This window comes from Plantactinospora endophytica (assembly GCF_016862915.1).
GTDB classification, from domain to species: Bacteria; Actinomycetota; Actinomycetes; order Mycobacteriales; family Micromonosporaceae; genus Plantactinospora; species Plantactinospora endophytica.
In genome coordinates, this window is record NZ_BONW01000032.1 from 1 (window position 1) to 15445 (window position 15445).

Genomic DNA, 15445 nt, shown 5'->3' on the forward strand with positions numbered 1-15445 from the left:
GGGCCGGGCAGCAGGACGATCGCGCCGGACACGTCGGGGATCGGGTCGGGGAGGCGGGCGATCCGACCGGGGAGGCCGAGAAGGCCTGGAAGGCCGGCGAGCGGTTCGAGGAGGCGGCATGAGCGAGCGCGGCGCCGGCCGGAGGTCCCTCGTCGACGAGTCCTGCGTACTGGTGGAGGGGCCGTGGACGCACCGCTTCGTCGGCGCCAACGGCAGCCGGTTCCACGTCGTCGAGGCGGGCAGCGGGCCCCTGGTGCTCTTCCTGCACGGCTTCCCCGAGTTCTGGTGGGCCTGGCACGAGATGTTGCCGGCCGTCGCCGACGCCGGCTACCGGGCGGTCGCGGTCGACCTGCGCGGTTACGGTGCGAGCGACAAGCCGCCCCGGGGGTACGACGGCTACACCCTCGCCGCCGACGTGGCCGGCCTGATCCGGGCCCTCGGCGAACGCTCGGCGGTGGTGGTCGGCTCCGGGGCCGGCGGCATGATCGGCTGGACCGCCGCCTCCTTCCACCCGAGCCTGGTCCGCCGCCTGGTGGTGCTCGCGGCGCCGCACCCACTGCGACTGCGGGCCGGCATCTTCGCCGACCCGCGCGGCCAGTTCGCGGCGGCCACCCCGACGCTGAAGTTCCAGATCCCCCGCTACGAACACGTGCTGACCAGGGACGACGCGGCACTGGTCGGCTACTTCCTGCAACGCTGGGGCGGACCGCGCTGGGTGGAGAGCGCCGGCTTCGCCGACTACGCGGAGCGCTGCCGGCAGGCGATGCGGATTCCGCAGGCCGCGTTCTGCGCGATGGAGGGCTACCGGTGGGCGTTCCGGTCGGTACTCCGGCTGCACGGTTACCGGTTCGTCAAGCTGATGCAGAAGCCGCTGGTCACCCCGACCCTGCAACTGCACGGCGCACTGGACGAGGCGTCACTGCCGCGTACCGCCCAGGGGTCCAGCCGCTACGTGGTGGCCCCGTACGAGTGGCGGCTGCTGGACGGCGTCGGCCACTTCCCGCACGTCGAGGCGACCGACCTGGTGCTCGGCGAGGTGCTGCGCTGGGCCAAGTCCTGACCGTCGACACCGTCGACCGCGCTGGACGTCCCCGGAATCGGCCCGGTGGTCGGCCAGCGGGGGTGAACGTCGGCCGCCCGGGCTGAACGTCGGCCGCCCCGGTGAACGTCAGGCACCTGGGAGGAACGTCGGGCGCGTACGTCAGGCGCGGTTCTCGCGCAGGTCGGTGACCTCGGCCGCCGGTGCCCACCCCTGGTAGACGCCGAAGTCGAACGCCTCCAGCCCCATCGCCTCGGCGACCGGCCAGCGCCCGCCGGTGTACTCCACCCGCAGCCAGTTGTCGTGCTGCGCGAGCACGATGAACGGCTGGCCCTGCCACGAGCACCTGGTCCGGACGTAGACGAGTTCGCCGACCTCGGCGGCGGCCACCACCCGGACGAAGCGGCCGGGTCGGACCTCCTCGAAACCCTCGCCCGGTTCCGCCTGGTAGAGGCGTACGTCCTCACCGGCCGGGCTGGCCTCGTACTCCCGGCCGCGCCACTGGGCAACGTAACCGTCGCGCATCAGCCCTCCTCGGCCCGGCGCCAGACGGGTACGTCACAGTCCAGCGTCGCCACCAGCCGCTCGGAGCCGTCGACACCGATCCGGTGCAGCTCGGCGCCGTGCGGCAGCCGTACGCTGTCCACCTTGAACTCGGCGACCACGTCGCTGCTCTCGCCCGGTGCGAAGCCGTTGCCCCGGAACGGTGGCCGCTCGATCACCCAGCCCTCCATGGCCCGCATGGCGCTCTCGTTCTGCCCGCCGTACGGAATCCGGTAGAGGCTGGGCCGGTAGGCCGGCCAGCGCAGCACGTAGATCTCCTCGGCGTCCCGGCCGAACGGCGACCCCGGGTGGTTGAGGCCGAGCGCGGCGTAGAGCTTGGCCGGCGTACGCAGATGCGCGACCTCGGAGGCCCGGTGCACGAAGCCGGAAACCCGGTCGTAGCCCCGGTCGAGATAGTAGGAGAGCTGGCTGGGGGCGATGGTCTTCTGCATCATCGTCGGCCGTCCCGGGTCCTCCCGAGCCGGCGCGTACGTCGAGCGTGGCGTCTCCTCCTCGGCCGGAGCCTGTGGTGCCGGTTCGCCGGTGTCGTCCCCGAGGCCCACCTCGGCGGCCCAGTTCGCCAGCGCGACGATCTGCCCGCCCGGCAGTTTCGCCCCGACCGGGGTGCCCGGGTTCACCGCGAACGACCAGTTGTCGTCCGGCCACCGCCGGATGAGCTGCGCGAACTTGACTTCGATGGTGTCGACGGTCTCCGGCAGGTGGTCACCGAGGCGCTCCGGAGAGGTGAACACCACGACGTACCGCTCGCCGTCCAGCAGCTCGGTACGCCACTCGAAGCCGTCGTCGCCGGGACGGGCGCCCGGGGACGAACGGAACGCCACCGGCAGCAGCACCTTGGCGAGCAGCAGCGTGGACAGGAACGTGTCCGTACTGCCGTCCCCGGCCGCGTCGAGCAGGCTCCGCTCGACGTCGTTGGCGGGTACGAACTCGGACGGAAGCCGACGGCCCGGAACCGGATCGGTGGCAGGCCGAGGTACGGCCCCGGGGGGCGCGGTCGTACCCGGGTGGGTGCCCGCCGGCTGTCCGGTGACCGGGATCGGCTCGGTAGGCGCCGTTGCGGAGGCCGGCGGCTCGGCGACCGGCGGACCGGCCGGAAACCGCTCGGTCAGGGCCGGACCGCCGCCGAACTGGTCGGCGGCCGACTGGCTGGCGGCGAACTGCTCGGTGACCGCCGGACCGGCCGAGAACTGCTCCGTGACCGGCGGGCGAGCGGCGAACTGCTCAGTGGCTGCCGGACCGAACGAGAACTGCTCGGTCAAGGCCGGGCCGTTGACGGCCGACTCGGTCACCGCCGGGCCGTTGACGGCCGACTCGGTGGCCGGCGGGCCGTTGACGGCCGGCTCGGTGGCCGGCGGGGCGGCGGGGGTCGTCGGCGAGAAGCCGGCGAACTGCTCGGAAACGGCCGGGCCGGGCGAGAACTGTTCGGTGGGGGTCGCGGTGGCGAACCTCTCGGTGGCCGGCGAGCCCATCGACAGGGACTCCCTGGCGAGCGACCGGCCGGAGAGCGCCTGCCGGAGACCCGAGCCGGTGAAGATCGGTTGGGTGGGCCCCGTCCCGCCCTCGGCGGGCTGGCCCGGGTCGGCGGCAGTGCGGCTCGCGGGGACCGGGTCGGTCGCGGGCCGGCCGGTGGAGGGCGCCTCGAACGCCGCCGTCGGACCGTCGGTGGTGGCGCCGACGGTGGTGGCGGACCACCGCTCGCCGGCATCGGACCACGACTCGCCCGCCGGGCGACGGGAGACCGGGGTGAACAGCGACGGCTCGGGCTGCACGGGCGGCGGCGTCCACGCGACCGGCGCCGTGACCTCCGCCGGCCGGGTTTCGGCGGCCCCGGGTCCGGTCGGCCAGTCTTCCGGCGTGCGGGCGTCGATCGGAACGGTCGGTGGCTGCTCGGCGGGCTGACCGGCGGGCCCGTACCAGGCAGGCGGCGGCCCGGCGGCCCTCTCGGCCGACGGCGGAGTGGATGTCGGCGGAGGCGGAGTGGGTGGTGGCGAGCTGGATGGTGGCGAGCTGGATGGCGGAGCGGATGTCGGCGACGCTCCGCCGGCCGTTGCCGCCGCCCCGCCGGCAGTTGCCGCCCCGCCCGGTGTCGAGCTGCCGTTCGCCGTGCTGGACGAGGCGGACCGGGCCGGGCCGGCGGGAGTCATCCAGCCGGCCGAGGTGTCGTCCGAGATCTGGCTCCCGAAGTCTCCGCCCAGCCCGCCCCGGACCGGCGTCGGCGCGATCACCGGCACCGTGGCCGGGATGCCGGCGGACGGGGCCGGGGAGGTCGGCTCCGGAGACGACCCGAACGGCGTCAGGTCGACCGTGAGCGGCACGGCCGGCGCGGGCTCGTCGGCGGGCTCGCCCGACCGGAACGATTCAACCGGCTCCCGCGACAGCTCGGTCGGTCGGAACGAATCGACTGGATCCCGCGACAGCTCGGCCGACCGGAACGAATCGACCGGCTCCCGCGACAGCTCGGTCGGTCGGAACGGCAGGTCCGACGAATCCGACTCCGCCCGCCGGAACGACTCGGCGGAGTCGCGTGACAGCTCGGTTGACCGGAACGGCAGGCCCGGGGAATCCGACTCCATCCGCCGGAACGACTCGCCGATCCCGCCCGGCTCCCTCGACGCCCCCGGCCTGCGCACCGGCAACGCGTCCGGGTCGGCCGGCCGAAGCGGTGCGCCGTCGGGGTCACCGGACCGGAACGAGTGCCCGTCGGGATCGGGCGGCCGGAACGGTGCGGCGTCCGGCTCGACGGGTCGGAACGGTCCGCCGGGTTCCGGCTCGCCCCGCAGCGGTTCGTCCGACTGGCGGCGCGGCACGGAGGCGGTGGCCCTGGCCCGGGCCGCCCGCTCGACCTGCTCCAACCGGGCTCGCGCGCCCATGCTGCGGCCGGGCAGCCGTACGTCGCCACGGGAGAGCTGTGAGACGAACCAGGCGGGCAGGTATCCCTCGATCGGTAGCCCCGGGTTCACCGCCAGCCACCACTCCGGGTTCGGCCACCCGGTGGCCAGTTCGGGATAGGCGGCCCGGCGGGTCGAGCCGGCGTTCTCGGCGAGACATGCGTGCAACGCGGCGGTCGACGTGAATGCGAGTACGTGTGTCCGGCCGCCGGTGGTCCAGGTGCCCCAGCCCATCGGCGCGCGGCCGGCGAGCGCGTCGGCGGAGACCGGCAGCAGAAGATCGGTGCGGGCGAGAATGCGGAAATAGAGTTCCTGGTCGCCCGCGCGCAGTGCGTCCCGCATCGCGGCCTCGGTCTCGGTGGCCGGCTCCCATTCGGTCACGGCCACCTCCCTCTCGCCGAACAGGCCACAAGCATCGCGTACAACCTACAAGGTGGGGACCGGATCACAATGGTTGGCTGGCGGTGTATGCCGTCGCCGACGATCCACCGATAGCATCCGGTGGGCGGGTCCGAACCGATGGCGTTCCGGCCCTGGCGGACCGAACCGATTTCGGAGGCTACCGATGCCTGGCCGGACAATACGACTCACGCTGGTGGGCGCCGTCACCGCGCTGCTGGTCCCGCCGATCGCCGCCGCTCCGGCCACCGCGGCGCCGCTCGGGCCCTCGATCTCGCAGCGGGTCCTGCCCGGCTGTGACGACAACACCCCACCTGCCCAGCCCATCACCACCATGCCCTGGGCGCAACAGCGGTACGCCCCGGAGCGGCTGGCGCCGCTTGCCACCGGGGCCGGCGTGACGGTCGCCGTGATCGACTCCGGGGTCGACAAGACGCACGCGCAGATGAGGGGCCGGGTGTTACGGGGGCGGGACTTCCTCGACGCGGGCCTCGACGGCAGCCGGGACTGCGTCCGGCACGGCACCGGCGCGGCCAGCATCATCGCGGCCACCCCACGGGAGGGCGTCGCCTTCCGGGGGCTGGCCCCCCAGGTCAAGATCCTTCCGGTACGGGTCAGCGAGAAGAAGGTCATCGAGGGCAAGGAGTCGAACGGCGACAGTGTCACCGTCGAGGGATTCGCCCAGTCGATCCGCTGGGCGGTCGACAACGGGGCAGACGTGATCAACCTCTCGGTCGTGTACTACGACGACAACCCGGCACTCAAGCGGGCAGTCGAGTACGCGCTGGACAAGGATGTCGTGATCGTCGCCGCCGCCGGCAACCTCTACGCGGAGGACAACCCGAGGCCGTACCCGACGTCGTACGACGGGGTGATCGGGGTGGGTTCGGTCGGCGAGGACGGCGTCGTCTCCCCCTTCTCCCAGCGCGGCGACTACGTCGACCTGGTCGCCCCGGGCGGCAACGTGGTGGTCGCGGTGCCGGAGGTCGGGCATGTGGTGGACAACGGCACGAGTTTCGCCACCCCGTTCGTGACGGCCACCGCCGCGCTGATCCGGCAGTACTGGCCCGACCTGAGCGCACGGGAGGTGGCGCAGCGCCTGACCTCGACCACCGACCCGGTGCCGGGCTCCGACCCGGCCGCCTACGGTGCCGGCATGCTGAACCCGTACCGCGCGGTCACCGACACGTCGGCCCCGGCTCGGCAGCCGGCCGCCGCCGGGCTGCCGCCGCACGAGGTCGACCCGGTGGAGGCGGCGCGGGTGGAGCGGCGTTCGGTGGCCGAGGAGCGGGCGCTGTGGGTGGCCGGCCTCGCCGGTGCCGTGGCGCTGGCGGCGCTGCTGCTGGCCGTGGTACTGCCCCGGGGTGCACGCCGGGGTTGGCGTCCCGCCGGCCCGACCTCCTAGCCGGGCGCACCACCCCGACCACTCCGACCACCTGGCCAGGTCCACCGGCCCAACCACCTAGCCGGTGCAGCGGTCCGAGCCCCTGGCCAGGTCCACCGGCCCAACCAGCTAGCCGATGCAGCGGTCCGAGCTCCTGGCCGGGTCCACTGGCCTGAGCGCCTGGGCGAGTCCATCGGCCCGACTTCCTAGCCCGGTGCGGAGGAGTGGGTAAGCAGATGCCCCGGGCGCGGCGCGCGGACGGCGCGGGAGCCCGGGGCAGTCTGGGTGGTGCTGGCGGCCCTACTGGAACAGGCCGGTGTTCTTCTTCTCGGTGCTGAGGTAGTCCGCCGCGGACTCGTCCAGCGCCATCTTGATGTCACGCAGCATGTTGGACATGTCCTGCGCACCCTGACGCCACTTGGTCTGGCGCTGGAAGTACGCCTGCTGCGCGTCACCCTCCCAGGTGCTGACGAGCGGCGCGGCGTCCGACTCCAGCTGGTCGAGCTGCGAGTCGAGCGTGTTCAGCGCCTTCTGGATGTCCGCGCTGGCCTGCTGCAGCGCGGCAAAATTGACGACAAGAAGGCCGTCACCCATCGGATCTTCCCTCCCCAGTCAAATCAGAGCGGCAGCGTCATGCCGCCGGCGTTGGTGGCGTTCATCCGGCTCGACGCCTCGGTGTCGGACGCGTCGTACTGCTGGCCGGACGTACGGATCGCAGTCGCGGTCTCGCGCAGCGCGCGGTGGATCTGCTCCTGGTTCTGCGACCACTGCTGCTTGACCTGCTCGAACGAGCGGCCACCCGCACCCCGCCACGCGGACTGCAACACCTCGAGCTCACCCATCAGGCTGCTCAGCATGCTCTGCAGCGACTGGTCGACCGACTCGAACTTCGTGGCGGTCTGTTCCATCACCGCGGCTTCTGCCTGCGTCTGGGACACCCCCGAAGTCACCCCGCTCCCTTAACTCGTCGTCAAACCGGGAACACCCACTGTGGACTTCCCGGCTCTTGTCCGTTCCCCGTCGGGTCACGGCACAACTTGGCAATTACTTCCGTAGCCGACGGTAGCGGGCCGGGGCAAGGCTTGGATACCCCTTCCGGGCACCCTGTGGACAAACCCGTACCGCAATGAACCGGACCGGCGGCTACCGACGGTCACCGATATTCTCTCCGACCAGTACATTTTCCGCCTGCCTATTGCGCGGCGGCCCGGTCGCGGGCCTTTGCCGGATCCAGCGCCGGCCCGTCCGGGATCAACGTGACCAGGCCGGCCGGCATCCGTACCCGTTTCGCGGCGCCGTAGCCGAGGTTGCCCAGCACCTCGCCGCTGGTCACCGGGTGCCGCCGGCCCTGGTCGGTGACGACCGAGATGGCGCCACCGGTGGCACCGGGTGCGGCGGCGGCCTCCACCACCACGCCCCGACCGGGCTCCAGCACCACCAGGTCGGCTAGCGTGCCGCCCCGGGCCGACTGGGCGGTGGTCGCGGGCGGGTCGGGTACGCCGGCCATGTCGGCACCGAGCCGGATGGTCTGCACGCCACGGTCGTCCGGCACGTCGCCGCAGACCACGCCGCCCTCCGCCGCCGCGATGTCGGGAGTGGACTCCGGCGCCGCCGCGTCGTTGCCGGGCACCAGGGCGCCCTTCTTCGGTATCGCGCCGTACTGGCCCTGCGAGAGCCTGGTCTCGCGGCCCTGTTTCACGGCGTCGGTGGTCAGCAGGATGTCGGCCTGCAACTCGGTGATGTTGTAGAGGCCGTCGCGCTGGGCCACCGCGAACTGGCGACCGCCGCCCTGCCGCTCGACCAGAAAGACCTCGCCGATCTTCGCGCCGTCCACCGCCTCGGACGGCTCACCCGCGTTCGGAATCCGGATCTCACCCAGGTCTGCTCCGGCCGGCAGGGCATTGAGCAGAGCCGGTGCCACCGGCACCCGCCGGGAGTCAATGCCCCACAACGCGTCGACCACCACGTCGGGGTTCTCGATGAGATGCCGCCGGTTGTGCCAGATCAGGAAGAGCTGGCCGTTCGGGTGCTCCGCCAGCACGCCCTGCTCGCCCAGGTCCTTACCGCCCGGCGCCGACCTGCCGATCAGCAGCGTCGACTTCGGCGCCCCGCCGGCTCCGGTCGGCGGCTCGGAGCAGATCGTCCAGCCGCCGGAGACCAGCCGGTTGCTCGGGGCCAGCGACTCCGGCAGGTCCCGGATGCCCAGCGTCACCCCGCGCGGCTGGCCCTCCAGCGACTTCCGGGACACCGACACCGTCTTCGGCGCGGGCTGGCCGACGATGAGCAGCGCAGAGGCGTAGTTGAGCACCGGATGCAGCGTGTTCTCGTAGTAGACGTACTGGGCGCCGGACTCCTTCTCGACGATCACGACCGAGGAGTCCTTCCACTTCGTCGCACCACCGCCGACGAAGACGCCGTACACCACCGAGCCACCGATGCCGATCAGCGCGATCAGCACGCTGGCCAGGGTGGCACCGGCCGCCCGCCGGAACGGCGACTGCGCGGGATCGGTCTCCCGCATCACCAGCGCACCCACCACCCGCTGGACCATGAACTGGTAGGAATGCAGCTGGTCCTGCCTCGACGGCATCCGGGCCCCCTCTCCGGTTGGTCCGGCCCATACGATAGGCCCCTGAGCGAATCGCGGGGGGCGGGCCCACGGCCGACGCCCATCCAGGGGAGGCTATCGCGGTGACGGTAACTGCGGCAGACAACCGGACCCGGCCGGCCAGCACCCCGGGCAGCCGGATCGACCGGTCACCACCGGCACCACTGCCGGCATCGTCCACTCCGACCCGGTCCGGCCTGTTCGGCGTACGGGCCGGGCAGATCGTGGCGCTCCAGGTGGCGCTGGCACTGGTGCTCGCCGCCGCGAGCCAGGGTGCGCTGCTGCTCGTCGGCGCGGTGCTGCTCGCCGCCGCCCTGGTGCTGCTGACCTGGATCCGGCTACGTCGGCGCTGGCTGTTCGAGTGGATCGCGATCGGCATGCGATACAGCTCCCGGCAGCGGACGATGCCGCAGGCCGCGCCGCCGGAGGCGTTGCTGGACCTGGTCAACCCCGGCGCCACGGTGGTGCCGGTCGACCTGGCCGGCGACGCCGCCTGCATGGTCAGCGACGCCTACGGCCTGACCGCCGTACTCGAACTCGGTGACCAGGTCGGGATGCTCGCCGACTCTCCGCAGTCGCTGCTCTCCCCGGCCGGCCTGCTGCCGGCGGCCAGCGCCGACACCCCGCCGATGCGGGTCCAACTGGTGCTCACCGGTGCACCGGCACCGACGTTGAGCGCGGGCGGCGGCACCCCCGCGACGTCGTACCGGCAGCTCACCGAGGGGCGGCTGCTCGGACACGAGCGGGCACTGCTGGCGGTGCGGGTGCTGCGCGCCGACGGCTGGTCCGAAGAGGACCTGCGCCGCGCGCTGTCCAGCGCCGTACGCAAGGTGCGCCGACGGCTCGCCCCGGTGCCGACCCGGGTGCTGGGCGAGCGCGCCGCGCTCGGCGTACTCGCGGAGATGGTGCACCACGACGGCGCGCAACCGGCCCGGGAGAACTGGCAGGGGGTCAGCCTGGGCGGCCTGCTCCAGACCACCTTCCGGCTGCGCCGCTGGCCGGACCTGCGCAGCGAGGCCGGGCGCCGCTTCGTGCCCCGGCTGCTGGCGCTGCCGGCGACCGCGACCACGGTCTCGGTGAGCGCCGGGCCGTGGGCGGGCGGCGGCACCGACAACATCCGGGTGGACGTGACGGTACGCCTCGCCGCCGACAGCCCGCAGACGCTCGGCACCGCCGTGCAGGCACTGCGCCGGCTGCTCTCCGCCGAGCACGCCATGGCCCGGCGGCTGGACGGCGAGCAGCTCGACGGCGTCGCCGCCACCCTGCCGCTCGGCGTGCTGGGCGCCGGCCCGACCGCCCCTGCGCCGGCCACCACCCTGCCGGCCTCCTCTGTGGACTCTCTCGACCTGCCGATCGGGTTGGCCGGGCTGATGCTCGGCGCCAACCGGCACGGCGCGGCGGTGGTCGCCCGGCTGTTCCGGGCCGAGACCACCCGGGTGGTGCTGATCGGCGGGGTACGCGCCGCGCAGCTCATCGCGCTGCGGGCGATGGCGCTCGGCGCCCGGATCGTGGTGCAGACGGCCCGCCCGCGCGCCTGGGAGCCGTTCGTACGCGGTGCCAGCGGCCCGGGAGCGCCGATCGCGATGATCCCGCCGGGGCGGCCGGTGGGCGGCCCGCCCGGCACCCAACTGCACCCGCTGCTGGTGGTGGTCGACGTCGGCCCGGTGGCGGCCGACTCGCAGCCGGGGCCGGGCTGGCAGACCAGCCTGGTCGTACGCGACGAACTGGCCCCGGTGGACGTCGACGCCGTTTCCCGGGCGGACCTGGTGGTGTTGCAGCCGCTCCGGCCGCACGAGGCGCAGTTGGCCGGCGTGGCGCTGGGGCTCGGCGACTCGGCGGACTGGCTGACCCGGATCCGGGCCGACATGGTCGGGGTGATCAACCGGCGGGTGCTGCGCTGGGCACTGCTCTCCGCCACCCCGATCGAGTCCCAACTGATCGGCCCGCCGGCCCGGTAACCGCCCGCTACATCCCGCCGGCCCGGTAGCCGTTCGCTCCACCCCACCGGCCCGGTAACCGTTCGCCACCGCACCGGTCCGGTAACCGTCCACCGGTCCGGTCGGGCTTGACCTGGGCGGTTTTGGCATCCCGTGGCACCATCTGCGGGCATGGGTTTCCTGACAGGTCTTCTCGTCCGGCTCGGCAGCACCGCGCTGGCCTTCTGGCTCGCCACGCTGCTCATCCCGGGGATCACCCTGGGCACCGACTCGATCGGCGAGGCGGTGCTCACGCTGGTGCTGGTGGCGGTCATCTTCGGGGTGGTCAACGGTGTGCTCCAGCCGATCATCAAGACCCTCGGCTGTGGGCTCTACCTGCTCACCCTCGGCCTGATCGCGCTGGTGGTGAACGCGCTGCTGTTCCTGCTCACCAGTGCCATCGCCGGTGCGCTCGGGCTGCCGTTCGAGGTGGACGGGTTCTGGCCGGCGGCGGTGCTCGGCGCGCTCTTCGTGAGCGTGGTCACCTGGCTGCTCGGCCTGCTGCTGGACCGCGACTGAGCCGTCCGGCGCTGCCCCGGCTCACCGCCACCGACCCGACCCGCGCAGGTGACGGCGGCCACCGGAAGGCCGACCACTGGGCGGGAATTGGCCCGGGTCGGTCCGGTGGTCCGGGGATAGCGTCGCGGCGTGCTGATCACGACACGGGACGACGGGTACGAACTCTGCACCGACCCCGGGCGGGTGGACGTGGACCGGGTGCACCACTGGCTCTGCACCGACGCCTACTGGGCGCTCGGCCGCCCCCGGGACGTACTGGTCCGGGCGATCGAGGGCTCGACGGTCTACGGGGTGTACGCCCCGGACGACGGCCGGCAGGTGGCCTTCGCCCGGGTGGTGACCGACGGGGCCACCTTCGGCTGGCTCTGCGACGTCTACGTCGACCGGGCCGAGCGCGGCCGAGGGCTGGCCCGTTGGTTGGTCCGCACCGTCCGGGACGAGTACGCCCGCCGGGGTGTGAAGCGCATCCTGCTGGCCACCGGGGACGCGCACGGGGTGTACGCCGCCGAGGGCTTCACCCCGCTGGCCGAGCCGAGCCAGTGGATGGAGGCGGACCTGCGGAAGCCGCCCGTGACACCGCTCACGGGAAAGGAATCTGATCCCGTTTCACCCCTTACGGTAGAGCCATGAACCAGGTACGGCGGGGATACCTCTACGGCATCGGTGCGTACACGATCTGGGGGTTCTTCCCGCTGTACATCAGGCTGCTGGAGCCGGCCGGTCCGATCGAGATCCTGGCCCACCGGGTGGTCTGGTCGGTGGTCTTCGTCGCACTGCTGCTCGGGGTGCTGCGCAACTGGGGCTTCCTGCGCGAACTGCGGCGCCACCCGGGCAGGCTGGCCGGGATCGGGCTCGCCGCCGCGCTGATCGCGGTCAACTGGGGCGCCTACATCTACGGCGTCAACTCCGAACGGGTCGTCGAGACCGCGCTCGGCTACTTCATCAACCCGCTCGTCATCATCCTGTTCGGGGTCACCGTGCTCGGCGAGCGGCTGCGGGTCGGCCAGTGGGTGGCGCTCGGCATCGGCGGCGTCGCGGTCGCGGTACTCACCGTCGACTACGGCCGGCTGCCCTATCTGGCGCTCGCCCTGGCGTTCAGCTTCGGCGGGTACAGCCTGGTGAAGAAGCGGCTCGGGCTGCCGGCCGCCGAGGGGATGTTCATCGAGTCGGCGGCGCTGACCCTGCCGGCGCTCGGCTATCTCGGCTGGCTGACCTGGCACGCCGAATCGAGCTTCGGGCAGGTCTCCGCCGGGCACACAATTCTGCTGATGCTGGCCGGCGCGGCGACCGCCATCCCGCTGCTGATGTTCGCCGGTGCGGCGAACCGGCTTCCGCTGACCGCGCTGGGCACGTTGCAGTACCTGGCGCCGATCCTCCAGCTCGGCTTCGGCGTACTCGTCTTCCACGAGCCGATGCCACCGGCCCGGCTGGCCGGTTTCGCGCTGGTCTGGCTGGCGCTGGTGGTCTTCACGGTGGACGGGATCCGGAACGTACGCCGGACCCGCACCGCCGCGCTGCTCGCCGCCACCCCGGAGCCGGCGGCGGCGACCGCCGCCCGCTGACGACGCCTCCCCGATCACCCGACCCGGCGACGCGCCGTCCACCCGACCCCGGCGAGGCGCCGTCCACTCGACCCCGGCGGCGCGGCGCCAGGCCACCGGGACCGCTGCCGGGCTGTGGCGGTTCAGTGCTCGGCGGGGTGCCCGACCGGCAGTTCGAGCCCGGCCGGCAGCGGCGCGACGGGCCGGCCGGCGGCCACCGACTCGTAGAGTTTCTCCAGCAGGCGGGTCTGCTTGTGCAGGTCGAAGTGCTCGACGACGTACCGGCGGGCCTGGCCGCCGAGCCTGGTCCGCAGCTCGTCGTCGGCGAGCAACTGCCGGATGTTGCCGGCCAGTGCCGCCCGGTCCCCCTCGGCGCCGAGCAGCCCCGTCTCGCCAGGGAGCACCGCCTCAGGAATTCCGCTGTGGTAGGTCGAGACCGTCGGCAGGCCCAGGCTGGCCGCCTCCAGGATCGTCGTCGGCAGCCCCTCGGCGTCCCCGTCCGAGGCCGTCTTCGACGGCGAGACGAAGATCTTCGACTCCGCCAGGTGCCGGGCGACCGCCGCCGGCTCCAGTGCGCCGAGGAACGTCGCGTCCAGCCCGAGGGCCGTGGCCCGCTCCCGGATCGGCCACTCCAGCGGTCCGGAGCCGACCAGCAACACCCGGGGCCGCCGGTCGCGGAGCGTACCGAGCGCCTCGACGAGGTCGTCGACACCCTTCTTCTCGACGAACCGGCCGACGAACGCCACGTCCCAGCGCTTCTGGACGTCCGGCACGACCTCCGGGATCGGTACCCCGGTGTGGTGCACCCGGATCTTCGCCGGGTGCGCGCCGGCCTCGATCGCCTTGTCCCGGATGAACCCGGAGACCGCCAGGATCAACGCGGCCCGGTCGAACACCTGGCGCAGGTTGCGCCGGTAACGGACGCCGCGCAGGCCCGGCGCGTGCGGCTGCCGCGTCACGTCGTAGCCGTGCACCGTCACCACCAGCGGTATCCCGAGCTGTGCGGCGGTACGGCTGATCAGCCAGCCGTCGTTGCCGAAGTGCGCGTGCACCACCGCTGGCCGCAGCCCGGCCAGCAGCAGCCGCAGCCTCGGTGACTCGCCGGTCAGCCGAAGCCGCAGGAAGGCCGACCGGTCCCGCCGGCCGTCCGGATAGGCGATCACGTCGGTGTCGGCGGCCAGCGGCGAGCCGACCTTGGTGGCGCCGAGGAACCTGGGCTGCCAGCGGGGCAGCGCGGTGCCCTGGTTGCGGATGAAGGTCTCGGACCCGGCGAGCAACCCGCTACGCCAGACCACCACCGTCGGCGCCCCGTTGTTGTCCGATGCGGGATCGTGCGGTGCCGCGCCGGTGGAAGCGGGCTGGGACGGGGTGGTCACGCGCCGATCTCGCTGGGCCGGCCGGAGTCGCCGGAAACCCGCTGGGCCGGCACGACCGGACGCCGGGCGGACGCGACGACAGGCGCGCCGGGCCGGGTCGCCGAGGCCGCCGCGCGGTTGGCGCCGGGCCGCTTCAGGATCTTGTCCCGGAGGGTACGCCGGAGCTGCGGCGGGATCGCCCAGATCTGCGCGAACGCCAGGTAGTCGAAGATCCCCGGCTGCCCGTGCCGGCGCGCCTCGCGCAGCAGGGTACGGAACGCCGCCCCGCTCCGGGTCGGTGCCGCCATCGAACTGATCACACTCATCGTCAACGCAGCGTACGCCTTGCGGGTGAGCAGCGGCCGACTCCGCTGGAGCCACTCGAACTGCTCCTCCCAGACGGTGTCGAAGGTGATCCGGGGCCGGTCCTCGTCCTGGTGCCAGACCACCAGCGGCTCGGCGGCGTAGACCAGGTCGACGTCCGCGTGGCTGAGCGCCCGGAACGTCCAGTCGAGTTCCTGGAGCCGGCGCAGGCCGACGGTGAATTGCACCCGGCGCAGCAACTCGGTCGGCGCCAGGATGGTCGAGGTCTGGATGAAGCCGTCGCCGTGGAACAGCCCGCGCCGCACCGTCAGGTATTCGGTCAGCGGCTCGCCCACCGCCGGCAGCCGGCGCGGCATCACGAACTCGGCCCGAGGGGTGCGGTTCAGCAGCCGGCAGGCCACGATCGGCAGCGCCACCCGGGCGCCCGCCGCGAGGTCCAACTGGACGGCGAGCTTGGTCGGCAGCCACTCGTCGTCGTCGTCCAGCAGCGCCGTCCACGGTGCCCGCGCCTCGCGTACGCCGAGGTTGCGGGCGTTCGGCGCACCACCCGACTCGGGCAGCGGCAGTACCCGCAGCCGGTCGTCGCCGATCGCCGCCAGCACCTCCCGGGTCGCGTCGTCCGGACCGTCGACCACGACGATGACCTCAAGGTCGGTCACGGTCTGCGCCAGTACGCTGCGCACCGCGCGGGTCACCAGATCCGGCCGGTTACGGGTGGGGATCACGACGCTGACGTGGGGTGCAGTGGACATGAAGACCCGCTAACTCGTCGGGAGATCTGCCGGGGAATACCGGTGGTCGAGACTATTTGCCCGGCGGGATGCGCAGGTTAATTCAAAGCGGAGAAT

At 72.9% G+C, this 15445-nt stretch carries 13 protein-coding genes; 6 read left to right on the top strand and 7 right to left on the bottom strand.

Features of this window, described 5'->3' with window-relative positions; translation table 11 throughout:
- The first annotated feature begins 118 nt into the window (after window positions 1-118).
- Window positions 119-1060 carry an alpha/beta fold hydrolase gene (locus Pen02_RS29205; RefSeq protein ID WP_203869352.1) on the top strand — a complete coding sequence of 314 codons (942 nt, stop codon included), beginning with the start codon at window positions 119-121 and terminating at the stop codon, window positions 1058-1060.
- A gap of 141 nt (window positions 1061-1201) precedes the next feature.
- On the opposite strand, the gene Pen02_RS29210 is transcribed toward Pen02_RS29205, so the two are convergent.
- Entirely contained in the window at window positions 1202-1567 is a 366-nt protein-coding gene (locus Pen02_RS29210) for a UCP033725 family protein (RefSeq protein WP_203869459.1), read from the bottom strand.
- Entirely contained in the window at window positions 1564-4872 is a 3309-nt protein-coding gene (locus tag Pen02_RS29215) for an SseB family protein (RefSeq protein ID WP_203869353.1), read from the bottom strand. Before Pen02_RS29215 ends, Pen02_RS29210 begins: the two co-directional genes overlap by 4 nt.
- Before the next feature lie 184 nt (window positions 4873-5056).
- On the opposite strand from Pen02_RS29215, the gene mycP reads away from it, so the two are divergent.
- Window positions 5057-6295 (top strand): type VII secretion-associated serine protease mycosin, encoded by a 1239-nt coding sequence (gene mycP / locus Pen02_RS29220; protein ID WP_203869354.1) that lies wholly within the window; start codon window positions 5057-5059, stop codon window positions 6293-6295.
- Window positions 6296-6574: 279 nt separating this feature from the next.
- Here the strand turns inward: mycP and Pen02_RS29225 are convergent, their stop codons facing one another.
- From Pen02_RS29225 to eccB, 3 genes are all read right to left on the bottom strand, one after another.
- Window positions 6575-6868, bottom strand: coding sequence for a WXG100 family type VII secretion target (locus tag Pen02_RS29225; RefSeq protein ID WP_203869355.1), 294 nt, complete (start codon window positions 6866-6868; stop codon window positions 6575-6577).
- Window positions 6869-6891: 23 nt separating this feature from the next.
- Entirely contained in the window at window positions 6892-7212 is a 321-nt protein-coding gene (locus Pen02_RS29230; RefSeq protein WP_107262201.1) for a WXG100 family type VII secretion target, read from the bottom strand.
- Window positions 7213-7466: 254 nt separating this feature from the next.
- Window positions 7467-8864, bottom strand: coding sequence for a type VII secretion protein EccB (eccB, locus tag Pen02_RS29235; protein WP_203869356.1), 1398 nt, complete (start codon window positions 8862-8864; stop codon window positions 7467-7469).
- Window positions 8865-8965: 101 nt separating this feature from the next.
- On the opposite strand from eccB, the gene eccE reads away from it, so the two are divergent.
- From eccE to rarD, 4 genes are all read left to right on the top strand, one after another.
- Window positions 8966-10840: a type VII secretion protein EccE gene (gene eccE / locus Pen02_RS29240; protein ID WP_239141498.1), complete on the top strand. Its 1875-nt coding sequence runs from the start codon at window positions 8966-8968 to the stop codon at window positions 10838-10840.
- 150 nt (window positions 10841-10990) lie between these two features.
- On the top strand, window positions 10991-11377 hold the full coding sequence (locus tag Pen02_RS29245; RefSeq protein WP_203869357.1) for a phage holin family protein: 387 nt from the start codon (window positions 10991-10993) through the stop codon (window positions 11375-11377).
- Between the two features lie 129 nt (window positions 11378-11506).
- Window positions 11507-12007 carry a GNAT family N-acetyltransferase gene (locus Pen02_RS29250; RefSeq protein WP_203869358.1) on the top strand — a complete coding sequence of 167 codons (501 nt, stop codon included), beginning with the start codon at window positions 11507-11509 and terminating at the stop codon, window positions 12005-12007.
- Entirely contained in the window at window positions 12004-12939 is a 936-nt protein-coding gene (gene rarD, locus Pen02_RS29255; protein ID WP_203869359.1) for an EamA family transporter RarD, read from the top strand. The genes Pen02_RS29250 and rarD overlap by 4 nt, the downstream gene beginning before the upstream one ends.
- Before the next feature lie 122 nt (window positions 12940-13061).
- Here the strand turns inward: rarD and Pen02_RS29260 are convergent, their stop codons facing one another.
- Together Pen02_RS29260 and Pen02_RS29265 are read right to left on the bottom strand one after the other, a co-directional pair.
- On the bottom strand, window positions 13062-14294 hold the full coding sequence (locus Pen02_RS29260) for a glycosyltransferase (protein ID WP_239141500.1): 1233 nt from the start codon (window positions 14292-14294) through the stop codon (window positions 13062-13064).
- Window positions 14291-15349 carry a glycosyltransferase family 2 protein gene (locus Pen02_RS29265; protein ID WP_203869360.1) on the bottom strand — a complete coding sequence of 353 codons (1059 nt, stop codon included), beginning with the start codon at window positions 15347-15349 and terminating at the stop codon, window positions 14291-14293. Before Pen02_RS29265 ends, Pen02_RS29260 begins: the two co-directional genes overlap by 4 nt.
- Between the last annotated feature and the right edge of the window lie 96 nt (window positions 15350-15445).

Bases quoted from the DNA above. Each gene is read 5' to 3' on its own strand.
- Pen02_RS29205 (WP_203869352.1), top strand. From the start codon at position 119: ATGAGCGAGCGCGGCGCCGGCCGGAGGTCCCTCGTCGACGAGTCCTGC.
- mycP (WP_203869354.1), top strand. From the start codon at position 5,057: ATGCCTGGCCGGACAATACGACTCACGCTGGTGGGCGCCGTCACCGCG.
- Pen02_RS29225 (WP_203869355.1), bottom strand. From the start codon at position 6,868: ATGGGTGACGGCCTTCTTGTCGTCAATTTTGCCGCGCTGCAGCAGGCC.
- eccB (WP_203869356.1), bottom strand. From the start codon at position 8,864: ATGCCGTCGAGGCAGGACCAGCTGCATTCCTACCAGTTCATGGTCCAG.
- Pen02_RS29245 (WP_203869357.1), top strand. From the start codon at position 10,991: ATGGGTTTCCTGACAGGTCTTCTCGTCCGGCTCGGCAGCACCGCGCTG.
- rarD (WP_203869359.1), top strand. From the start codon at position 12,004: ATGAACCAGGTACGGCGGGGATACCTCTACGGCATCGGTGCGTACACG.
- Pen02_RS29265 (WP_203869360.1), bottom strand. From the start codon at position 15,349: ATGTCCACTGCACCCCACGTCAGCGTCGTGATCCCCACCCGTAACCGG.